This is a genomic window from Stecheria intestinalis (assembly GCF_009696165.1).
GTDB lineage: Bacteria > Bacillota_I > Bacilli_A > Erysipelotrichales > Erysipelotrichaceae > Bulleidia > Bulleidia intestinalis.
In genome coordinates, this window is the sequence record NZ_VUMN01000013.1 from 52,690 (window position 1) to 73,872 (window position 21,183).

At 50.4% G+C, this 21,183-nt stretch carries 21 protein-coding genes; 1 reads left to right on the forward strand and 20 read right to left on the reverse strand.

The annotated features are described in order from the left end of the window. Nucleotides 1–115: 115 nt before the first annotated feature. The 4 genes from FYJ51_RS06775 to mutL form a co-directional block, all read right to left on the reverse strand. Nucleotides 116–814, reverse strand: coding sequence for a Bax inhibitor-1/YccA family protein (locus FYJ51_RS06775; protein ID WP_167836409.1), 699 nt, complete (start codon nt 812–814; stop codon nt 116–118). 124 nt (nt 815–938) lie between these two features. After that, nucleotides 939–1,550 (reverse strand): zinc ribbon domain-containing protein, encoded by a 612-nt coding sequence (locus tag FYJ51_RS06780; protein ID WP_154504416.1) that lies wholly within the window; start codon nt 1,548–1,550, stop codon nt 939–941. Next, nucleotides 1,540–2,451 carry a tRNA (adenosine(37)-N6)-dimethylallyltransferase MiaA gene (gene miaA, locus FYJ51_RS06785; protein WP_154504418.1) on the reverse strand — a complete coding sequence of 304 codons (912 nt, stop codon included), beginning with the start codon at nt 2,449–2,451 and terminating at the stop codon, nt 1,540–1,542. The genes FYJ51_RS06780 and miaA overlap by 11 nt, the downstream gene beginning before the upstream one ends. After that, complete coding sequence (gene mutL, locus FYJ51_RS06790) at nt 2,448–4,256, reverse strand: DNA mismatch repair endonuclease MutL (RefSeq protein ID WP_154504420.1); 1,809 nt, start codon at nt 4,254–4,256, stop codon at nt 2,448–2,450. The genes miaA and mutL overlap by 4 nt, the downstream gene beginning before the upstream one ends. Nucleotides 4,257–4,321: 65 nt before the next feature. On the opposite strand from mutL, the gene FYJ51_RS06795 reads away from it, so the two are divergent. Beyond that, entirely contained in the window at nt 4,322–4,927 is a 606-nt protein-coding gene (locus FYJ51_RS06795; RefSeq protein WP_105302506.1) for an IMPACT family protein, read from the forward strand. Here FYJ51_RS06795 and FYJ51_RS06800 read toward each other — a convergent pair whose 3' ends face one another. The 16 genes from FYJ51_RS06800 to FYJ51_RS06875 form a co-directional block, all read right to left on the reverse strand. Next, the gene (locus FYJ51_RS06800; protein WP_154504421.1) at nt 4,928–5,758 is read right to left on the reverse strand and encodes a GH25 family lysozyme; all 831 of its coding nucleotides are present in this window, start codon (nt 5,756–5,758) and stop codon (nt 4,928–4,930) included. It lies immediately after the preceding gene. A gap of 233 nt (nt 5,759–5,991) precedes the next feature. Continuing rightward, on the reverse strand, nt 5,992–6,594 hold the full coding sequence (locus FYJ51_RS06805) for a sigma-70 family RNA polymerase sigma factor (protein WP_105302503.1): 603 nt from the start codon (nt 6,592–6,594) through the stop codon (nt 5,992–5,994). Nucleotides 6,595–6,686: 92 nt separating this feature from the next. After that, nucleotides 6,687–7,400 (reverse strand): 23S rRNA (guanosine(2251)-2'-O)-methyltransferase RlmB, encoded by a 714-nt coding sequence (rlmB, locus tag FYJ51_RS06810; RefSeq protein WP_105302502.1) that lies wholly within the window; start codon nt 7,398–7,400, stop codon nt 6,687–6,689. Continuing rightward, the gene (locus FYJ51_RS06815) at nt 7,397–7,780 is read right to left on the reverse strand and encodes a Mini-ribonuclease 3 (protein WP_154504422.1); all 384 of its coding nucleotides are present in this window, start codon (nt 7,778–7,780) and stop codon (nt 7,397–7,399) included. The genes rlmB and FYJ51_RS06815 overlap by 4 nt, the downstream gene beginning before the upstream one ends. Continuing rightward, nucleotides 7,780–9,117, reverse strand: coding sequence for a cysteine--tRNA ligase (cysS, locus tag FYJ51_RS06820; protein WP_154504423.1), 1,338 nt, complete (start codon nt 9,115–9,117; stop codon nt 7,780–7,782). The genes FYJ51_RS06815 and cysS overlap by 1 nt, the downstream gene beginning before the upstream one ends. A 243-nt stretch (nt 9,118–9,360) precedes the next feature. Continuing rightward, complete coding sequence (locus FYJ51_RS06825) at nt 9,361–10,776, reverse strand: hypothetical protein (RefSeq protein ID WP_154504425.1); 1,416 nt, start codon at nt 10,774–10,776, stop codon at nt 9,361–9,363. A 110-nt stretch (nt 10,777–10,886) separates the two neighbouring features. Then, nucleotides 10,887–11,816 carry a VanZ family protein gene (locus tag FYJ51_RS06830; RefSeq protein WP_205946227.1) on the reverse strand — a complete coding sequence of 310 codons (930 nt, stop codon included), beginning with the start codon at nt 11,814–11,816 and terminating at the stop codon, nt 10,887–10,889. Beyond that, on the reverse strand, nt 11,813–12,973 hold the full coding sequence (locus tag FYJ51_RS06835) for an iron-containing alcohol dehydrogenase (protein ID WP_154504427.1): 1,161 nt from the start codon (nt 12,971–12,973) through the stop codon (nt 11,813–11,815). Before FYJ51_RS06835 ends, FYJ51_RS06830 begins: the two co-directional genes overlap by 4 nt. Before the next feature lie 37 nt (nt 12,974–13,010). Further along, nucleotides 13,011–13,211, reverse strand: a complete 201-nt coding sequence (locus FYJ51_RS06840; RefSeq protein ID WP_105302498.1) for a DUF4339 domain-containing protein — start codon at nt 13,209–13,211, stop codon at nt 13,011–13,013. A gap of 16 nt (nt 13,212–13,227) precedes the next feature. Beyond that, the gene (locus FYJ51_RS06845) at nt 13,228–15,591 is read right to left on the reverse strand and encodes a helix-turn-helix domain-containing protein (protein WP_154504429.1); all 2,364 of its coding nucleotides are present in this window, start codon (nt 15,589–15,591) and stop codon (nt 13,228–13,230) included. A 56-nt stretch (nt 15,592–15,647) separates the two neighbouring features. Next, complete coding sequence (locus FYJ51_RS06850) at nt 15,648–17,204, reverse strand: hypothetical protein (protein WP_154504431.1); 1,557 nt, start codon at nt 17,202–17,204, stop codon at nt 15,648–15,650. Nucleotides 17,205–17,248: 44 nt separating this feature from the next. Next, a complete protein-coding gene (locus FYJ51_RS06855; RefSeq protein WP_154504433.1) occupies nt 17,249–18,022 on the reverse strand; it encodes an NAD kinase in 774 nt (257 codons plus the stop codon). A 306-nt stretch (nt 18,023–18,328) separates the two neighbouring features. Beyond that, complete coding sequence (locus FYJ51_RS06860) at nt 18,329–18,988, reverse strand: hypothetical protein (RefSeq protein WP_154504435.1); 660 nt, start codon at nt 18,986–18,988, stop codon at nt 18,329–18,331. After that, on the reverse strand, nt 18,970–19,623 hold the full coding sequence (locus FYJ51_RS06865) for an ABC transporter ATP-binding protein (RefSeq protein WP_105302800.1): 654 nt from the start codon (nt 19,621–19,623) through the stop codon (nt 18,970–18,972). Before FYJ51_RS06865 ends, FYJ51_RS06860 begins: the two co-directional genes overlap by 19 nt. After that, nucleotides 19,595–20,230: a hypothetical protein gene (locus FYJ51_RS06870; protein WP_154504437.1), complete on the reverse strand. Its 636-nt coding sequence runs from the start codon at nt 20,228–20,230 to the stop codon at nt 19,595–19,597. Before FYJ51_RS06870 ends, FYJ51_RS06865 begins: the two co-directional genes overlap by 29 nt. Further along, on the reverse strand, nt 20,221–20,928 hold the full coding sequence (locus FYJ51_RS06875) for a hypothetical protein (protein WP_154504439.1): 708 nt from the start codon (nt 20,926–20,928) through the stop codon (nt 20,221–20,223). The genes FYJ51_RS06870 and FYJ51_RS06875 overlap by 10 nt, the downstream gene beginning before the upstream one ends. Between the last annotated feature and the right edge of the window lie 255 nt (nt 20,929–21,183).

Consider the following 21,183-nt stretch of genomic DNA (forward strand, 5'->3'; position numbering starts at 1 on the left):
TCATACTGATTCGGTCTTTCACCACCTAGTTATCGCCCATGATGAGCACACAACGATGAAAATCCCCGGACAATACCGTCCGGGGATCGTGTTCATTTCTTACTGATGAATGCTCTCAGTTTCTGTCAGATCTTACGCCTAAGATTCTAAGCACATACAGGAACACATTGATGAAGTCCAGGTACAGAGAGAATGCACCATATACGGCAAGCGACTCTCCGGCAACACCATAGCCCTCATTGGTTCCATAGTAGTAGCTCTTGATCTTCTGCATATCCCATGCCGTGATGCCGAGGAACAGAATGATGCCGATATAGCTGATTGCGAGATTCATGCCCGGAATGAACATTGCGAATACCAATGCCACCAGCATCGCAATCATCGCACCCATGAACAGACCGCTGAACTTTGACAGATCCACATTCGTCGTATGACCGATCACTGCGCAGGCAAAGAACATGACTGCCGCATATGCAAATGCATAGAAGATCGTGCTGACATCAAAGACCAGAGGCAGAATGGAGAAGGTAACACCGGTCAGTGCCGCATATCCGTAGAATTTCGCGGTCATGCCCTGGGCATCCATTCTCGAAAGACTTGCACTGAGGCTTCCGCACAGAACCAGCTGCACGATTGCAACAATCAGAAACATCAGGCTGCTGGCAAGAACCACATACAGGCCGCTTGCATAGACTGCGAACGCTACTGCTGCCGTAATGACCATCGCAATGCCCATCTTGGTCATCACTTTTGTGATATATGCCTTCAAGCCGCCAGCTTCGCCGACATAAGCTTCACGATTGAACTCACTCATTTCAGATTCCATCCTTTCCGGAACAATCCCCTTTGAAGGGATATTCTCATCATATTGAAAACCAGGTCTGTTTCAAGAAATGTGAACAAAACTTCAGATAAGAGAATACAGATCCGCAATTCTGTCAATCCAGGAGACTGCCGCACCAGGCACAGTACTTCGCATCCGGATCATTCGGTGCTCCGCATGCCCTGCATACTTTCTTCTGAGGCACCGGATTCAGCCATTCTGCCAATAGATCCGCCGCATCCGGATTTCCTGCCTCATAGCCCAGGACCTCAAGATCCTGCCGGTTCTGCAGCTTCACGCTGAGCCATACCTTGACTCTCTTTCCGCCATGTTCTCCATAAGGATCAATGGATTCAATCGAATTCCGGTAATAGATCCGGCAATCAAGTCCTTCCCGGTACAGCAGCCAGGCACCGCCGGTATAGAGCGTGCCGCTGTGATCCACCATGCGGAACTCTTCATCATCAAACGAATCTTCATGTCCTGCCTGTGCCCGGAAGAGGCGGCGCTTCAATCCCACCCACTTCGATCTTCCGAACAGCAATCCGACCACAACGCTGACAGCCGTCATCACGATCGCAAGAATCCGGTAATCCTGCTGAAACCAGGAAGGCAGTTCCAGCGCATAGAGCAGAATCACGATGCCGATCAGACATCCCGCCTCGAGCCCATTCAGAAGATATACCTGCATGATCTGCTGTCTGATCTTTCTGCTGTTACTTCTCATCCGTTCTCCTCCAGTCCAGAATCTCTTCTTTCATCCGGCTGCGTTCTGTTTCCTCAAGACTATTGAACCAGTGCACCGGCATCTGATGATTCAGCCATGTATACTGCCGCTTTGCATAATGCCTGCTGTTCTTCTGAATCAGCTCTTTCGTTTCCTCCAGGCTCCTGCTTCCGTCAAAGTATTCCCGGAATTCCTGATACCCGATTCCCCGCATGCCCGGATCATCAAACGTATATCCCTTTTCCAGCAATCCCTTCACTTCTTCTTCCAGGCCATCCCGGAACATCTNCTCTACCCGCTGATTGATCCGTTCATAGAGGACATCCCGATCCATCGTGCAGCCGGCAATGAAGACATCATAGATCGGCTCATGTTTCTGATTCTGCTCCACTTCGCTCTGCCGATGCCCGGTCCGCTTCAGAATCGTCAGCGTTCTGAGAATTCTTCTGCGGTTATGCGGATGAATCTTCTGTGCCTGAATCGGATCCTGCTTCACCATCATCGCATAGAGCTCTTCACTGTCAAGCTGTTCCAGTTCCGGATCTGCCGGAGAATCTCCTTCTTCTGCTTCAAACGTATAATCGTAGAGACATGCTTTCAGGTAGTATCCAGTCCCTCCGGAAATGATCGGAAACGGATCCTGCTCCTCAATCAGTGGTCTTGCCATCTTCTGAAACTCACAGGCACTGTACGGCTCATCCGGATCCAGAATATCAATCAGCTCATGCGGAATGTCTCCGCGCTCTTCCTTCGTCACCTTTCCGGAGCCGATATCAAGTCCGCGGTATACCTGAATCGAATCGCCGCTGATGATTCTGCCATGCAGAAGCCTTGCCATCTCAAGCGAGAACGAGGTCTTCCCGGAAGCAGTCGGGCCGGCAATCACAAGCACCTTCTTCATCGGAACTCCTTTGCCAGATCCCTTTCCTCGATGATCACGAACGTTGCATGCCCCGAAGGACTCTGATACGGATTCGCGCAGGCAGAGAGATCCTTCAGGAACTGATTCATCTCAGCCAAAGCGAGCTTCCTGCATGCATGAATCGCATGCGTGCTGGCAAGCTCTGCGATCTTCTTTCCGGCAATTCTTCTGATCCCTGCCTTTTCTTCTTCCGCAAACAGATCAAGCACATCATAAAGCACTTTTTCTTCTTCCAGGCCGCTCATCCATGCAGGAATGCTGCGGACCAGCAGCGTATCCGGGCCGAAGGATTCAAAAGAGATCCGCAGGTCTTCCGCAAAGGCATTAAGCTCAGCAAGCCTCTGCACGACATCATCCGACGTCTTCAGAGTCAGCGGAACCAGCAGATCCTGCATCGTCTCATTGTTCTGAATCTGACGTTCGATTTTCTCATATGCAATTCGCTGGGAAGCAGCTTTCTGATCGATGACCGCAAGTCCCTGCTCTGTGCTGCAGAGAATATAAGAAGAATGCAGCTGCCCGATGACCGTCATCTCAGGAAACGTACGTTCCGGATACTGCCCAGCAGGTTCCTGCACGGTTTCTTCCCGGATCGGTTTTCTGATCTCTTTCACTGGTTCTGCAGTGAGGCTCTTCTCTTCTGCCGATTCAGGTTTCTTCTCTTCCGGTTCCGATACTGCAGACGGCTTCGGTGCTGCTGGCTTCTGTACTGCTGCAGGCGCATGCTGAAACGCGTCAAATTCCATCCGCATCTGCGCTGCTGCAGGTGCTTCCTGTGCACGCCGCACTTTCGGTGCCAGCATCTGCCTGGAAAGTGTTTCTGCTACGGAATCCCGGATCAGATATTCCAGCTGATTTTCCTTCGAAAGCCTTACTTCCCATTTGCTTGGATGCACATTCACATCCAGCAGGTGCGGATCCATCGAGATATTCACCACTGCCAGCGGATACCTTCCCTGCGGGAGATATGCTTCATAGCCATCCAGAATCGACTTATACAGCCGGAAGGTCTTCACCATTCTGCCATTCAGGAATACCTGCATGAAATTCCGGGAAGCACGGTTCACTTCCGGCTTCACAAGATAACCGCTGCCCTTGTAATCGAAGTCTTCCATATTGATCGGAATCGCCTTTTCCGCAGCTTCCCTTCCCCAGCAGAGATACAGGACTTCCTGCAGATCTCCGCTTCCGGAAGTACGGAACGCTTCTCTGCCATTTGAAAGAAACGTAAAGGCAATTTCCGGATGCGACAATGCGAATTTCATGATGATGTCCTGGATCAGCGAATTCTCATACGCTCCGGAACGCAGATGCTTAAGTCTTGCCGGGGTCCGGTAGAACAGACCCTCCACGCTGATCTCCGTGCCCTGATCCGAAGGATAAGGCTCTGCAGATTTCAGTTCTCCATACTCCATCTTCACCCGGGTGGAATCCGTGCCATCACTCGTCACCAGCGTCAGCTTCGACACACTGGCAATACTCGGAAGCGCTTCGCCCCGGAAGCCGAGCGTACTGATATCCCAGAGGTCATTCTGCCCTCTGATCTTGGAAGTCGCATGCCTGCCGAAGCAGTTCACGGCATCCTCGCTGTCCATGCCGCAGCCATTGTCGCTGACTGTGACCCGATCGATGCCGCCATTCTCTGCAGAAACCGAAATCCGCGTGGAACCTGCATCAATCGAGTTTTCCACAAGTTCCTTGACGACTCCCATCGGCCGCTCCACCACTTCTCCGGCAGCGATCATATTGGCAGTCTGTGCATCCAGCTGATGTATTCTTCCCATAAGTGAGAAAATTATAGCATGGTTTCGTTTCTCTCTGACCGCAGAGCTTCCGCTATAATAGGCTCATGAAACTGAGCCAGGAATACCGGGAAGCAGAAGTCATTCAGAAATCCAGATTTCTTGCCTGTGCTGCCCGCACCGAAACCGAAGAAGAAGCACGTGCCTACATTGCCCGCATCCGCAATGAATTTCCTGATGCCACGCATGTATGCACTGCCTATCTCATCGGTCCTTCCAACCAGATCCAGCGCTCCAGCGACAACAAGGAGCCATCCGGAACCGCCGGCATTCCGATTCTGGAAAGTCTCCTGAAATCCGGGCTCACCGATACGACCGTCTGCGTCGTCCGCTACTTCGGCGGCATCAAGCTCGGCACCGGCGGCCTGATCCGTGCCTATGGCGGCATCGCTGCTTCTGCTCTCTCCCATGCCCCGAAAGTAAAAGAGGTTCCTGTGAACCTCTATCGCGTCGTCTATCCTTATTCCCTTTCCGGCACTCTGGAATCCTGGCTCCGCACCAATATGATCCAGCCGGAATTCTCCTATGCAGAAGAAGTGACCTGCACGTTTGCCAGCATGAGCGATGATATTCCGGAACAGATCCGGGATCGCACCCGCGGAACGGTCCAGGCAGAATTCATCGGGACTGATATTCAGGAAACTCCGGTCTGATCACTTCGGAATCAGCCAGAGATCAAGATCGACGTTTCCTTCAATCCCATCAATCGTTCCGGTATTGGAATACTGCCATATCACAAACGTATAGATGAAATCCGGATAGTCTTCCCCATACCCAGCAATCCAGAAGTCCACTTCTTCCTGCAGGTCTTCCATATGGATCGACGTATACATCCAGCTGTCAGACCCATATACCAGAACGGAATACCCAGCTTCTTTCATCACTCTGCAGAACGCTGCCGCAATGGCAGTTTTTTCCTCTGCATTCAAGCCCTGGATGCGATCGTGATCAGATACGATCTCCATGTCAAACGCCACCGTACCGACCGTATACGGAGAAATCAGATTCAGCACATACGCTGCTTCTTCCTCTGCTTCTTCGACACTTACTGCCTGCGAAAACCAGTAGACATCTGTCTCGATTCCCGCCGCAGAAGCCCCCTCCATATTCGCCGTGAAGTAATCATCCGTATGCAGCTCGCCTGTCTCATAGCCCCGGTATCCAGCCCGGATAAACGCAAACTCCGCACCAGCTGCCGCTACCTTCTGCCAGTCGATCTCCTGCTGGCGGAAGGATACATCAATTCCGAACTTCGACGTATAGGAATCATCTTCAAATGCCAGATGACCATCCTGCTCCTTCAGCGAAGACCAGTCATAGTCATTACGCCAGATCGGATCCGGGATTGCTGTGGCGGCTGCTTCCGAAGACGTCTGTTCATACGAAAAGAGTGTCTTTGCCAGCATGACCAGCAGAAATACGGTCAATGCAAGCACTGCCACTCTGGAAATTCTGATTCTTCTGCGCCGCTTCTTCTTTCTCACCCGGGCATTATATCATGCTGAGCCTCCTGTCTGCGGCAAGCCTCCATTCAGAAATGGGCAGGAGGAATCTCTGGCAGCCAGAAAGCGAACCTCGAAAACAGACTGCTGTCAATTTCCAGGAAAACCATGCGGCCATCTGATTTCACTCGATGGCAGTTTATGATCTGGCGGTACATGGCATGCATCCAAAGATCCCTGCAGGACTTGCAGGGATCAGGATGCTGATTCATGCTCTATGCTTCATGAAGGCTTGCCCGCACCTTCTCTTTCACCCGCTGCAGGCGGCCGTCATAAGCCTTGTAGGAAAGATGCAGGCGCTGACAGGATTCCTCATATGAAGACCCGGACTCCCATTCTCTCAGCACTTTCTGTTCCATCGGCTTCAGTCCCTCTACGGTCTGATTCAGGCGCAGATTTGCTTCCTTGTAGCTCAGTGCATACTCCGGTTCCGCAAGCAGATCACGCGACTTCACAACATCATAGATCGTCGTGTTTTCGCAGATCTCGCTGTCTAAAGAAACCATGGTATGAAACGGAACATCCGCACTGCTGTTGTAATGCTTGATTCTCTGGAATATCTTCCGCTTCGCAATCAGCTGCAGATAAGAACGGAATGAACAGCCTTGATCAAACCGATAGCATTCTGCTGCCGCCACCAGCATGATTCTGGATTCCTGCAGGAATTCCTCCCGGTACAGTGCCATCATGCGATTGGACGCAACAATCTGATTCACCTGTGCTCTCAGCATCGGCTCATGTTCGGCCGCCAGCACCCGCAGACCATCGCTCTGATTCTGATGATAGAAGTAAAGCAGCTCATAGGAATTTCGTGCCATAGCATTCCTCCCGGAATCAGCCTAGCCCTTGTTCCTGCGTGCGCTTCCTCCATCCTTCTGGTTTACTCCCCGGTTTCTCACCGGTTTTCCACTCAGAGCGGATTCCTGCTGCTCCAGATCTGATACATCAGGATGCCCGCAGATACTGACGCATTCAGAGAAGAAATCTTTCCCTCCATCGGCAGCGAGACAACATAATCGCATTCTTTCTGCAGAAGTCTGGAAATTCCCTTTCCCTCATTGCCGATGACCAGCACTGCATTGAAGTCATACTTCAGAGACCGGTAATCCACGCCATCCATATCAGCTCCGATGATCCAGTATCCCTTCTTCTTCAGATCCTGGGCAGTTCTGGTCAGATTCGTCACTGCTGCACACTTCACGGTATCCGCAGCACCAGCCGAAACCTTTGCCACTGACGGAGTCAGACCGGCATTATGCGTCTTCTTGAAGATCACTCCATCGGCCTGAACCGCATCTGCTGTTCTCAGCACTGCACCGAGATTATGCGGATCCTCCATCTCATCCAGCATGATCAGAAACCCATACTGATTTTTCTTTTCCTTCACGAGATCATCTACGGTATAGAGCTTATAATCCTCAATCTCGGCAGCCACCCCCTGGGTATGATCGCTCCTGGTCATCTTTTCCAGTGCATGCTTATCCAATAACTTCACCGGAACATGTTTCTTTCCTGCCAGTTCCTCGATTTCAGGATCCTTCGCAGCCAGATAAACCTGATAGACCTTCCGATCTCCCATCAGCAGCTGTCTGACTACATTCTTTCCATACATCAGCTGAGTCATAACGTATCCTCTTCTGTCACTTTCCGGAACAGCTCTCTGATCCGTTCCTCTTTTCCCTGCAGATCCAGCATGCCGATGATCGCCTCAAAGCCCGTCGACTTCCGGTATACTGCGACCGATGCACTCTTCGGCACGACGCCGGAATGATCATTCCGCCCCCGGCGGAACACTTCTTCCTCTTCTTCTGTAAAGAACTGTTCTTCATGAAGCCGGTCGTAGAATGCAGCCTGTGCCCCGGCACTCACGAAATGAATCGTCTTTTTCTGCAGCTGCGAGCCTTTTCCTTCGCCCTGTTCAATCAGATACCGGCGCACCAGATACGACCAGACTGCATCTCCGAGATAGGCCAGCGTCCTTCCGGAACACTCATTTACATTCATCAGAGCAATCCCTTCGCCATCAGCTCTGCCCGATAGCCATCCGCTGCCGCAAAATCCTTTGCCTGCTTTGCGTCATTCCACTTCGCAAACAGCTTCCGGTCTTCTTCACTCACCACCGGTGTTTCCACCCTGATGCCAAGAATGTCCAGCATCTTCACAACGCTGTTCCGTAACTTTCCGGCTTCTTTCCAGTCCGGCTCTCTCGTCCTGAGCATGCTGTTGAGCTTGCGCACCGTTTCGAAAATCACCGTATACGCATTCGGCGTATTCATATCATCATCCATCTGATCCAGGAATGCCCTCCAGGAAGCTTCATCGTACTCCTTCGGTTCTGCTTCTTTGACAAGCTGCGACTTGATATCGTACTGACGGATCGGCGTCAGAACTTTTTCCAGTTCTTTCCTTGCAGTCTCAATCGTCTCTTCACTGAAGTTCAGTTCCTTGCGGTAATGCACCGAAGACATCAGCCATCTGGTCAGATTCGTGCCAAGACGATCCAGCACATCCTTTGCCCATAATGTATTGCCAAGCGACTTCGACATCTTCTCGCCGTTGATGTTGATCATCGCATTATGAACCCAGTAATTCGCCAGCGTATTATGATGCAGCGACTCCTGCTGCGCGCACTCATTCTCATGATGCGGGAATCTGAGATCGGCACCGCCGCCATGGATATCAATCTTCTCACCGAGATTCTGATTGATCATCACAACGCACTCGGTATGCCAACCCGGTCTTCCTTTTCCCCACGGGCTGTCCCACTGGATGCCCTTGTCTGTCTTCTTCCATAAGGCAAAGTCATACGGATTTTTCTTTCCCTCATTCACATCGATGCGGGCACCTGCCTCCAGGTAATCCAGCTTCTGATGCGAAATCTCTCCATACTTCGGATCACTGTCCACGCTGTAGTACACATCGCCATTGTCAGCGACATATGCAGCCCCGGCTTTCACCAGATCCGCAATGAAGGAGATGATGCCATCCATCGTCTCCGTAACTCTCGGCGTCACATCCGGAAGCTCTGTATTCAGCTGCTTTCTCAGATCCTGATATGCCTTGATATAGCGATCCGTGATCACCGATTCGCTGACATTTTCCTCAATTGCCTTATTGATGATCTTGTCATCCACATCCGTGAAGTTCGAAACATACTTCACCGTATATCCCTCTGCCTCAAACAGACGCTTCAGCACATCAAAGACGACCATCGGCCTGGCATTGCCGATATGCGCATAGTTGTAGACCGTAGGTCCGCATACATACATGTCCACATGTCCCTCATGAATCGGCTTGAATTCCTCTACCTGAAGATCCTTCGTGTTATAAAGTCTGATCATTGTCTCCTCCCGAAAAGAAGCGCCCATAAAAGGCGCTTCTGCTTTTCCACTTTTACTGCGGCTGCCCCTTAACGCAGGACATCTACGTTCTGCCCTACCTTATCGGGCAGTCCCTCCCGGATGCATTCCCTGCAGCTCTTCCGCCAGGCACTTCCACCATGCATGCCACTCTCTTGCGCGTTTTCCTGCAGATACTAGTTCCGTTCTCAGGTTTATCCGAATTATATCCTAACCCGTCAGAGTTTACCAGGTCTGTTCCGTTCCTTCCTCACTTGCCGGTGCCGTCGTCTCCGGAGCAGTCCAGATCGTCGGCGTAGGGGTCGGAGTTGGTGTCGTATAAGTCGTCTCTTCCTTCGCCACTTCGGTTCCGTTCATCGCGGTTCCTTCCGTATATGCTTCGCCATTCACGGTCAGCGTGAAGCCATTCAGTTTCACTGCCGTCTTTGAACAAGTCAGCCCGCTGACGTAGCTGTCTGCGGTCAGCGTCCACTCTGCATTTCCTTCCAGGTCTACATATACCTCGCCGCCATAGCCGCTGTAAGGATTGACCGCCCCATTGAATACCGTTCCGTCATTCAGCATCAGGTTCAGCGTCGATCCGCTGCTGATCGTGAAGTTTCCATTCAGCTGCTGATTCTCAGCCGTGAAGTTCACATTGGCACCGCTTGAGCCAGCTCCCTGCGAAGCAATCAGAAGATTGCTGTCATACGGATTGATCGCCACATCATTCAGATACACATCCGCACTGGAATAAGCCCGGAAAACCGTTCCGTATTCABAGTTCAGCGTTCCGCCGTTCATCGTGAACGAAGCAGACTTCCCATCCGTATTTCCGGATGTCTGATAGAACAGCACTGCCTGATACTCATTGACATCCACATAATTCGAACCGCGCTGATACGTGAGATAGGTGCTCGGATGAATATCTTCTGCCGTCCTCGTATGATCTCCCGTCACGGTGCAGTTCACCAGCGTGACCTCATGCGGCCCGTCAATGATCACAGCCGGAGATACGATTGCCGAAAGCTCGGCACCGGAAACCGTAACACTGCCGCTGCTCTGAATCGCCGGGGCAAGGATTCCATATGCTGAATAGGTCCCGCCATCCACGGTCAGCTTGCTCTGATCTCCATCCGCCTGCAACGCTGGCGAGTAATCGCCATGCGTCGTAACAGCCAGATTGGATGCCGATACCGAAGAACCGGAAGCAGCCCGGATTCCATCTGAATACGAAGCACTCGTGAACACCGTGGAATCAGAAATCTGAACCGCTGTGCCGCTGCCGTTGCTGCAGAGCCCGTATGCATACGTTCCATTCGTCTCAATCTCCGCATTGGAAACTGTCGCCTGTCCGCTGTTCTTCACGCTGATCGCCGCATTATCCGCATTCGCTTCGGATTCTTCAGTGCCATCGCCGATCTTCGTGACGGAAATCCTGTCATAAGCAGCCTTCTTGCCATTCACCTCCAGAGCATTCCCCGGGGTCTCATTGTTCGTATATTCTCTGCGCGGCCCCGGTGCAGCAGCCACACCAGCTGGCTGACTGCTCGCAGAGGGTGATGCAGTCGCTTCTGCTGAAGAAGTGCTGCCTCCGCATCCCGCCAGCATCACACATAGTATTCCTGCAAGCAGTTCTTTCCCTGTCTGTCTGTTCTTCATCGCCTGATTCTCCTGAAATTCTCTCCTATTATACGACACCCGGAACCACGCAAAAAATTTCTTCTCTGCCAGGCTGCCAAGTCAGAAAAAGGATCCTGATCATGTCGATATCAGCAATCCTTCTTCACTTCTGAATCCGGTATGTCTGCGGCATTCGGGAAATCTCTGATGAACTCTTTCGCATCTTTCTCAGAAGAACGGATAGTCAGTTCCGGTTCACTGATCTTCTCCTTCCTTTCAGACTCCTTCTGCATAGGAATCTCCTTGAGAGGCGGGTCTTTCGGCTCTGCCCTTTTCAGCTGCAGATTATCTACCCACTTCGTGGTATATTTGCGCATTGAAAAATAGCCGAACAGCGATACAAGAGCAGCACCGCATACATCCACGATAATGTCTTTCATCGTATCTGCCAATGCGGCTCTCCCGACAAACGGAACCCCATCCTCAGTCATGAACTTCTGCATATTCAATCCGAGAATGCCATCAAACGTGAATTCATAAATCTCCCACAATGCGCCGCAGGTCACTGCAAAACAGAATGCAAACAATGCGATGAACCCCGGGGACAGATTGAATGGCACATGCTCGCTGTCATTCAGAATCGAGATGATGGAGAATGCAAGCGTACCCAGCATGCCTGCACTGAAGAAATGCAGGAATGTATCCCAATGCGGAACATTGTAATAGAAACTTCTTGTCTCTCCCAGGAAGATTGCACAGTACAGGAAGATCTCAAACGGAATCAGCATTCCTGATGGAATTCTGATCTTCAGATTCTTCTCCACCTTCGATGGCAGATTCATGCAGATGACGCCGAGAATCGACTCGGTGAACATCAGCGTATAATACGCCTTCGGATGCACATACTCTGGTGCCCCATCCGGAACTTCCGATGGCGCAGTCGCGATCAGAATGCCGATGATGATCACAGAAGCCCACATCGTGATATTCACGAAGCTATAGACCAGCTTCTGCGTTCTTTCCTGTCTTTCCTTCTCTTCCGGAGAAGGATCTATCTCCATCCTCTGATTCAGTTTCATAAGCTATCCCTGATAATTCCAAGTATATCTTCTCTGCTGAGATTCACGAAAGCAGAATCGAATCCTTTCATGCGGATTGCCTCATCTGTCATCGATTCTGCCAGAGAATCATCCGGAATCCCGATCTCGCGAAGCGTTGAAGGAAGTCCGCACGACGCAAAGAAAGCCTGCAGTGCATCAATTCCCATCTCTGCTTCCTTCATCGGATCTTCTTCCTGGATATTCCATACCTTCTCTGCAAACCGATCGAATCTCGTCACGGTCGCAGGTGTGAGGATTCTTCTCATCCAGTGCGGAGTGATGATCGCCAGGGATTCGCCATGATTCACATCATAAAATGCACTCAGCTCATGGCTGATCGGATGGCAGCTCCAGGATCCTTTCTTTCCGGCAGAAGTGATCTGACTGATGCCGAGTGTTCCTGCCCACATCAGATTTGCCCTTGCAGAATAATTATGAGGATCTCCTAGTGCCTTCGGAAGTTCCTGGATCACAGTCCTGAGCAGACCTTCGGCCAGCTCATCGGCAATCACCGCATCTTCCACCCGGCTGAAATAGTTCTCCATGATATGACTCATGATATCAGCAGAACCAGCCGCAGTCTGTCTTCTGGAGACCGAGAACGTATAAGAAGGATCACAGATTGAAAGAACCGGATAGTGATACGGAGACTTGCAGCCCTTCTTCAGCTTCTTCTCCGGCCAGGAAATCACAGCCGTATTGTTCATCTCAGAGCCCGTAGCCGCAAGCGTAAGCACCGTAAACACCGGCAGTGCCCTGTGAATCAGAGCAGGATTCATGACCATCTCCCATGGATCTGCATCATTCACGGCACAGTCCGCAACCATCTTGGCACAATCCAGCACCGATCCTCCGCCCGCTGCCAGAACAATCTTCACCTGGTTTTTACGGCAGAGATCTCTTCCCCTGATTACCGTGGAAATCCGGGGATTGGGCTCAATGCCCGATAATTCCACGATCGTAAATCCCTTCAGCACTCTCTGAATGTCGTCGTATACTCCGTTCTTCCTGATGGATCCTCCGCCATAGCAGAGCAGCACCGTATCCCCATACGGTCTCATCGCATCCGCAAGATGCTCAATCTGTCCTTTTCCGAACAGCACTTCTGTCGGTATTCTGAAATCAAAGTTTTCCATGCCCTTACAGTAACACAAAAGAGGGTTCTGAACCCTCTTAATGTGTAAGATAGAAGCTGTAAATCGAATTGCCGACCGAAATCCAGTCATCCAGGTCCGTCATCCAGATCAGATCATTCTCGGACAGGATTCCGTTCCGGATCAGTTTGATCAGTTCTTCATCGGTATACGGGCCATACTTCTGCCCATCTTCCTTGGCGTAATACCAGACCTTGTCGCTATTATCTGCAATTGCCATGACGGTCTCCTTTCAATCAGTTGCTGCCGTTCTGACCATCGCCGCCGCTGCCGCTGTCCGGTGTCGCTGTCGGAGCTGGAGTCGGAGTCGGAGTCGGATCAGTATACTGGTAGGTAATATTTCCGAGATTGCTGGTAGAAGAAGAATACTTTGTCGTATCAGCAGGAACTGCTTCTACAGTAATGGAATAGCTAGTGCCATTGCTCAGCGCATCCGTCCAGTTAATGGAATTCGTCGTCGTATTATGGGTCACGCTATTGATCGTCACATTGTACGAAGCAGCCCCTGATACAGCATTCCACGTAATCGTCCAGCTGTGATCCGGATTGACTGCATAAGAGTTCAGACTCGTCGTGCCGAGCGGCGTTGTGATCGTCTTGACCTCAATGGACACTGAACCGGCATCGCTGCTTGCATACTTCTTCTCGCCATCTGCAGGGTTGGCAATAACCTGAATCGTATAGGTTCCGACAGGCATATTGCTCAGGGTGACGGAAGTATCCTTTACGGTATTCGAATAATCCTGGAACTGAACGGTGTAGGAATCCGCGTTTGGAACTGCATCCCAGCTTACTGTCACATCCGTATTCGAACTGCTCTGCACTGCCTTGGCACTCGGAGTTGCCAGCTTGATCTGATTTGCGGTGTAAGTATAGCTGACAGACAGAGCATCGGAATTCGCATACTTGTCTGTGTTGTTGGAACATGAAGTGATCGTGATCGTATAAGTCGTTCCGTTGTCGAGCTTATCAGAAGAAATGCTTGCGGAATTCTTCGCCGCCTTCACAGAAGTCTGCGGAGTCGTGCTGACAGTCACCGTATAATAATCCGCATTCTGAACTGCATTCCAGGTAATCGTGAGATTTGCGGCGGTCACGGAGAACTGCACATTCGCAGCCTGAGCAAGCTTCTCTGTTTCTGCAGAAGGAGTCGGAGCAGCTTCACTGCTTTCCGTATACACGCTGTAATTGTTATCGCCGGCACCGACAATCGTTCCGGAAGAACTTAATGCGACCAGCGTATTTCCTCTTGCGGCAATATACTTCACGCCGCTGAAGTTCTTAATGCTATCGCTGATCTTGCTGTCATCAGAATCTGAAATCACGGTAATCTTGCCGCCGGAAAGTCCTGCCACGAAGGTATTCCCAGCTGCCACCTGCGTCATGCCGCTCCATTTCGAAGTATCAGGCGCTGTTCCGCTGATGCTGTAGCAGCTGACGGTTCCGTTCGAGAACAGAACGAGAATATACGAATCGCTGATTGAAACACTCTGCACCTTGGTCAGAGACTCCAGCTGAGAAGAAACACTGAGCGTTCCTGCAACCTTGAGCGTCTTGTCCGTCGTCATGCCGATCGTGAATTCATTGCCTGCATAAACCTTGCTGATATTCGTCCAGTCGCTGACGGAACATGCATCGTCACTGCCCGAGCAGACGACTGTGCCATCAGACTTCACGGCAGCAGAATGAGAAGTTCCGGCAGCCACCATGGTCAGATCCGTCCATTTGGAGACCGAGCAGGCACTGCTCGATCCGGCACAGGTAGCCGTTCCGTCCTTCTTCAGGCCGATTGCCCACGTAGGACCGGCACTGACCTGAACAAGATCTCCGGTTTCAATTGCCGGAACCGAAGTCCCCATCTTCGTGACATCTCCGCCATCTTCGACATAGATCGAGAAGGTATTGCCCAGAGCCAGACGGTTTGTATCACCCGCCGAGAGCGTATCACTGCTTCTGCCCCCGAGCATATTCACGATCATGACAATCAGAATCACTGCGGCTGCCGCAATCGCAATCAGAAGATACAGTCTCTTCTGATCCATCTTAGCAGGCTGCTTCTTCTTCGCAGCTGCCTGCTTCGGCTTGCGCGGAGCTTCTTTTACTTCTTCCTCTTCTTCTGCTTCCTCTCCCTCTTCGGAATCATCATCAACAATCCTGTTGACAGTTGTGGACTCAAAGGAACCGGAATCTGCAGAAGCTGCATCTCGGAGATCTCTGGTCTTAGTCACTTCCAGCGTATCATCTGTCTTGGGCGTATTCTCCTCAAACCGCATGGTCTGATCGATATCCATGCGCGTCTGATTGATATTGCCAGGCTGTGCATCCGGATTCATCAGATCCGCAAATGGAATCTGCACGCTGTCAAAGTCCTCATCCAGCCTCGGCAGAGTAACCGAACGCGCATTATCCGCCAGATCCTGCAGAGGAACCCCGTACAGATCAGCCAGAGCCTTGAGAAGGAAAATCGAAGGAACAGAATTTCCATTCTCCCAGTTCATATATTCCTGGACGGTCACGCCAAGTCTGGCGGCCAGATCTCCCTGCGCATAATTCAGGTGCTTGCGCAGAGCAGTCAGTTTTTCAGGAAGCCGATTTTCCATAGACAATCTCCTTATCCGGTCTTCATTTTAATGACGCTATGACCGCTTTTCAACTTTTACCGATTGACGCTGCGGATGCTGTCACGCATATATTCAATGATGCCGATTCTCACCATTGTTGAAGCTGCTCCATATGCAATTGAATATCCCGCTCTGGTTTCCGTGATCCGGATGCTGCCGAGCTCGCGCAGCTTATTGACATTCAGTTTCGTCGGATCATACAGGCTGACCACAACCCGGTCTGCCGAAGAATGAATCAGCTTCACGTTCTCGATTCCGCCAAGTGCTTCAACGGTTCCCATGACCAGCCGATCCTTTCCGCCCGTATGGAATACGTCCAGGGCCAGACGGCGGAAATAGAGCCTCGTGAAGAAAAAATAGATCAGGAAGGAAATTCCTCCGACAATCAGGATTTTAATCAGCGTATCAGTCAGTGAACTGTTTCCGATATAGCTCAGATACTCCAGCAGCGTTCCTGGCATTGCCGTGATCGTGCTTGTCCCGCTGTAATTGAATCCGAGATACGTATGCATTGACTGGAATACCCCGAACAGAACTCCGGTATATCCGATATGAAACAGAAACAGCAGCGGGCAGAGGAAAAACAGCATCAGTTCCACCGGCAGCAGCGTGCCGCTCAATAACGACATCGCTGTGACAAGAATATAAAGCATTCTCGTTCTTCTGCGCTCCAGCCGATCTGTCTGCATCGAATACATTCCCCACAGAAGCCCCGGAATCGCAAACAAATTGAGCACATAATACGGCGTGATGAACCTTCCGGTCATTCCTGAAATCGATCCTGCCGCAAGCTGCGCAGTCCAGATATTCACATCACCGGCAATATTCGTTCCTGCCATGGAAATCCAGGAACCGCCGCTGGTCCCGTACCAGAACGGCGACCGGATGATCGTGCCGAGATTCAGCACGCTCAGCATACGCTCCATGATTCCAAATACCGCAAGATTCGCCGGATTCGTCGTATCGCTGGCAATATAAGTGATCGCTGCCTGCAGAGCCTCAATGATATATGGCCAGATATAAGCGATGATGATGCCGAAGATCGTGCTGAAAAACATCGTTCTGATCACGCAGAACGTATCTTTTGAAATAAACGAGAAAAAACCGTATTCACTGCGGATCCTGGATCTGGAATAGCTGCGCAGCGTGATAATCGAAACAATGGCCGTAGCTGCAAGTCCCGTCTGCAGCGGATAATGCACGCCGCCGCTCATCAAGGCCGTCGAAGCAGCCGTGAATGAGATTCCTAAGATCGAGGAATAAGCTGTCGTCGGCATAGAAGGCGTCGCGAAGTACATCGTGACAATCTGGAAGACCACATAGCCCGAAAATGCCGAGATGATCGTGGTCGCACTGCCATTCTTTCTCGCTACCAGCCTGATCAGAAACAGCAGCGGGAAATTCACCAGCAGAAACGTGCCGAGACGCATTCCGGTCTGAGCAAGCAGGGTGATGAATTCATTATCAATCCGGATAAACGATTCGAATACTTCATTCGTAAGCAGATTTCCGAGTCCGAGCAGAACCTGTGCTGCCAGCATCACACAGATCGGAAAGTACAAGATTTCATACAGTGAATGCCAATTGCGCATCTGAAAGCTCCTTATTGACCTATTTTATCATGATTCTTCAGTCCCTAGAACAGACTCTGCAGACGATCAAAATAGGAGATATCTCTGCTCTTCAGCATTCTGACCTTCTTATGGTCTGAAACAGCAATCTTCACTTCATGCATCGCATCCATGCTGAACACCTCAGAATCCGCTCCCAGAAGCGCTCCTGTGAAACTATGCGACTCCAGCCTGATTTCCGTCTCCCGCTTCATCACGAACGAAGCCCCGAGAGAACGATATTTATTATGATGAATTCCGCCGATCTCGGACATCTGGATCAGATCCAGACCATCCTGGATCACCGCTCCGCCAAGCGAGCGATTATAAGCAGTACTGCCCAGCTGAGTAGAGATGCATAATCCAGTACCTCTGAACTCCTCGAACTTCCTGCCATTGATGATGACATTCATATCCTGCGTTCTTGCCGCATTCTCTACCCGGATCTCATTGACCCCGTAATATGTGCCGAGATCCGTATCCGCTCTCAGCATCGGATAGTCTTTCTCCCAGCATGAGCCATTCAGATATGCATTCAGGAATAATTTAAATTCGCCATCATGATAATCCGTATAGAATCCCAGCGTCCCGGTATGAATCCCATAGAACTGCACATGATCCAGCTGTTCCAGATAATAGTGAATCGCATAGAGGAACGTTCCATCCCCTCCGACTACGAACACGATCTCAGGATGTTCTTCATCCAGCACATGATCCTTCCCATTCAGGCGBTGGATCAGTTCTTTTTTCAATCTCTCGGATTCCGGATCCGGGCGTGCAATCACCGTAAATTTCTTCATAGCAAAAGTATAAAACACCAGCCGTCATTCTGGTATTCCCGAAGACCGGATTCTGCACGGAACCGCTTGTGCGGATTGCCAGAGCCACAGGAGCCTTCGCACCAGACGACTCTTCCTGCAATTGACACTCCCACGGCTGAAGCCTGTGGGAGTGTCAAGTCCCATCATCACTTCATTTTGTGCCATGATGCAAAGAGAAGCGAATGCACAGACAGAATGATCCACTGAATCAGAACGAATACAAAAAAAGCCTGTGCATCATATACACAAGCTAAGAACGGTTATACCCGAAAAGGGATGCTGAAATCATCCGGCATCAGTTCCCAGATAACTTTGAGCTCTCTGCATGGAATCCTTTCTTGCCTGCCGGTATCCATCTGTTTCTGAAGCAGACAGAACCTCCGAAGCATAGTTCTCTGAAAGTATCAGAACTGTCTCATACTGCCGATCTGCCCCAAGCGTCATGTCCTCACTCAGCTCTATGGTACTGAAGGCGGCTGCAGGATAGCACCCAAGCTCATTTGCCCGGATGGCATACAGATTTCCGGAAAGCCTGGAAAGATTCAGCAGATACTCCTGGTTCATCATCATCGGAAGATATCCCGAATAAGTGGATTCCATCTCTCCAGCCAGCGAATATGGTTCAATGACCTGAATCATCTTTCCTGCTTCCAGTTCTCCTGAAAATACCTGGCTGACCTGTACGGTGGTGATGATGGAAGCTCCGGAACATTTTCTGGATAATGGAGTTCCTTCAATGATTTCTCCCTGCAGAAAGGAACTGCTATATTCTTCCGTGCGATCTGTATACGAAAACACAGCAGCAATCGGACTTACTGAGACCGGATAAACCTGCTCCAGTTCCTCAGATGGTGTGATCGGGTAGCTTCCGCGCAGAAAGTATCCTCCGCCTGCAGAAAGCAGAGAGAATACCAGCAGTCCTCCTGCTATTTTCTGAAGTCCCATGGCCGGATCTCTCCTTTCTCGATCGTGATGATGGAATCGCTGATTTCCTTCAGTTCTTCCAGGTCATGATCTACCAGCAGGATCACTTTTCCCTTTGCTCGCTCTTCCCGGATCACGTCAAACAGAATCTCTCTTGACTGCAGATCCAGACTATTCGTGACCTCATCCAGCAGAATCACATCCGGATCTTCCATGAATGCCTGAATCAGCATCAGCTTCTGCTTCATCCCAAGGGAATAGTCTCCAGCCTTCTTGTTCCTAGCAGAGCTCAGTCCGAACCGTTCAAACCAGGCCTGAATCTGTGCATTTGAAACCACTTTGCGGAAAGAAGCCAGAAACCTGATATTAGCAAGTCCGCTGAGATCATTGATCAGTTCCGGCTTCTCAATGGACACGCCGAAATTGAAATCAGAAATCGTATCTGAAGAAACGGCTTTCCCGTTATACGTAATGGTTCCTTCTGAAGGTGCCATCAGTCCGCACATGCATTTCAGCAGCACGGATTTCCCGGAGCCGTTTCTTCCCTTCAATCCCATTACGGTTCCTCCGGAGATCGAGAGATTCACATTCCGGAGAATTTCCTGGTTTCCGAATCGCTTGCCGACCTCAGTCAGCGTCAGTTCTCTTCTGATCATAGTCCCACTTCCTGTTCATTAAAAATAAGAAATAACCCAAGATACTGATTCCCCAGCGGATCCATACTCCTGCCGGAGTATCCAGCAAAGGAGTCCCAGCAAGGAACACCCAGTTGTTGATCACTTTCAGCACAATATGAATCAGAACTGCCAGAAACGCTGCCGTGCTGCAATTCACCACCTGCATCAGCATCAGTCTGAGAGCTCCGGCAAACAGCATCATGCAAAGACTGTTGTTCAGAAACCAGGAAACCATCGGTGACTGGAACCCTGCGATCATGACTGGAAGAACCAGATAAAGAGCCATGTACTCGGCAAGAATGAGCATCTCTGTCAGAAACTGATCCATCTTCCTGCCAGTACGATCTCTTCTGACCTGCACAGACTGCAGATGAAGGACATGATCTGCTTCCATGCATGCAATGAAATACAGCGGTATCATCATCAGCGGCAGAATATAATCATTGATCGCAAACAGAAATGAATCCCTGCTATTCCAGCCATAGACTGCAAACAGATATGCAGAAATCACAAGGATCAGAGAAACAATCAGCAGAATCTGAAAGCGTCTGATTTTCTGCAGGAGCCGGAAACATTCTATTGCCATGGCTTCTCCTTTCCGGCAGCAGACCTGATCAGCAGCCGGAAAAGCACAAGGTAGATCAGCGGGCCGATAAAATTGAAAAAGGACTGAACAGGCTTGGAAACATAGTTCAGAGTGCTTTTACGAAGCAGCGAAACGGAAGTGAAATCAAACAGCGCCCCATATCCATTCGGAATCACCATCAGTCCGATCGAAAGAACAATCATTACCGCAAACGGACCAATCGCAACGGCAACCCTGTTTCTGGTAAAGCAGCTGATCAGGAAACCGGCCATGCCGAAAGCAGCTGCATATCCGGAAATCATCAGCACATAATAAGCTAAATAGAGGATCGGATGTGCATAATACAATTCCGGAAACATCACGCTGTCCGGATTCAGAGAAACCCCGAAATGGATTCCCGGGCAGGCAGTTTCTGCAATAATCACATCAAAGAGAAAACAGCAGAGATAGAAAAACAGCACCAGAAGAAATGAACTTACTGCTGACTCTGCCGCCTTCTGCAGAACGAACTTCTTCCGATCCGTTCTGGTGAAGATTGCTTTTCTGAGCGGATAATACGCATTGAACTGCTTGCCGCAGGCGAATGCCGCAAGCAGCGGCACCAGCCAGCAGAGCAGGTTCTCAACCAGAGAGCTGTTCAGTGCATTCAGCACATAGAAATCCAGAGCAGAAAGATCCGGAATGTTCCGCTGAGACAAGAACCGATAAATCTCTATACCAAACGCCAATGCCATAACCGTCAACCATTTATCTGGATCAACAATTCTATTCTTCATCTCTTTACCTAAAAGGGCTCTATGCAAGCAGCCCCTTTCACTTTCTAGTAGTAAGCGTCTAATACAAGGTGAACTGAAATGAAGAGCACCTCTGGGTAGACTGATTGTGATTATCAATCAGAAACCTGGAGGTGATTTTCATGAAAGGATTGACGCGTCAGGAAAATGAAGAATACT

Bases quoted from the DNA above. Each gene is read 5' to 3' on its own strand.
- FYJ51_RS06775 (WP_167836409.1), bottom strand. From the start codon at position 814: ATGAGTGAGTTCAATCGTGAAGCTTATGTCGGCGAAGCTGGCGGCTTG.
- FYJ51_RS06780 (WP_154504416.1), bottom strand. From the start codon at position 1,550: ATGAGAAGTAACAGCAGAAAGATCAGACAGCAGATCATGCAGGTATAT.
- mutL (WP_154504420.1), bottom strand. From the start codon at position 4,256: ATGGGAAGAATACATCAGCTGGATGCACAGACTGCCAATATGATCGCT.
- FYJ51_RS06795 (WP_105302506.1), top strand. From the start codon at position 4,322: ATGAAACTGAGCCAGGAATACCGGGAAGCAGAAGTCATTCAGAAATCC.
- FYJ51_RS06805 (WP_105302503.1), bottom strand. From the start codon at position 6,594: ATGGCACGAAATTCCTATGAGCTGCTTTACTTCTATCATCAGAATCAG.
- rlmB (WP_105302502.1), bottom strand. From the start codon at position 7,400: ATGACTCAGCTGATGTATGGAAAGAATGTAGTCAGACAGCTGCTGATG.
- FYJ51_RS06815 (WP_154504422.1), bottom strand. From the start codon at position 7,780: ATGAATGTAAATGAGTGTTCCGGAAGGACGCTGGCCTATCTCGGAGAT.
- cysS (WP_154504423.1), bottom strand. From the start codon at position 9,117: ATGATCAGACTTTATAACACGAAGGATCTTCAGGTAGAGGAATTCAAG.
- FYJ51_RS06830 (WP_205946227.1), bottom strand. From the start codon at position 11,816: ATGAAACTGAATCAGAGGATGGAGATAGATCCTTCTCCGGAAGAGAAG.
- FYJ51_RS06835 (WP_154504427.1), bottom strand. From the start codon at position 12,973: ATGGAAAACTTTGATTTCAGAATACCGACAGAAGTGCTGTTCGGAAAA.
- FYJ51_RS06840 (WP_105302498.1), bottom strand. From the start codon at position 13,211: ATGGCAATTGCAGATAATAGCGACAAGGTCTGGTATTACGCCAAGGAA.
- FYJ51_RS06845 (WP_154504429.1), bottom strand. From the start codon at position 15,591: ATGGAAAATCGGCTTCCTGAAAAACTGACTGCTCTGCGCAAGCACCTG.
- FYJ51_RS06850 (WP_154504431.1), bottom strand. From the start codon at position 17,204: ATGCGCAATTGGCATTCACTGTATGAAATCTTGTACTTTCCGATCTGT.
- FYJ51_RS06860 (WP_154504435.1), bottom strand. From the start codon at position 18,988: ATGGGACTTCAGAAAATAGCAGGAGGACTGCTGGTATTCTCTCTGCTT.
- FYJ51_RS06865 (WP_105302800.1), bottom strand. From the start codon at position 19,623: ATGATCAGAAGAGAACTGACGCTGACTGAGGTCGGCAAGCGATTCGGA.
- FYJ51_RS06870 (WP_154504437.1), bottom strand. From the start codon at position 20,230: ATGGCAATAGAATGTTTCCGGCTCCTGCAGAAAATCAGACGCTTTCAG.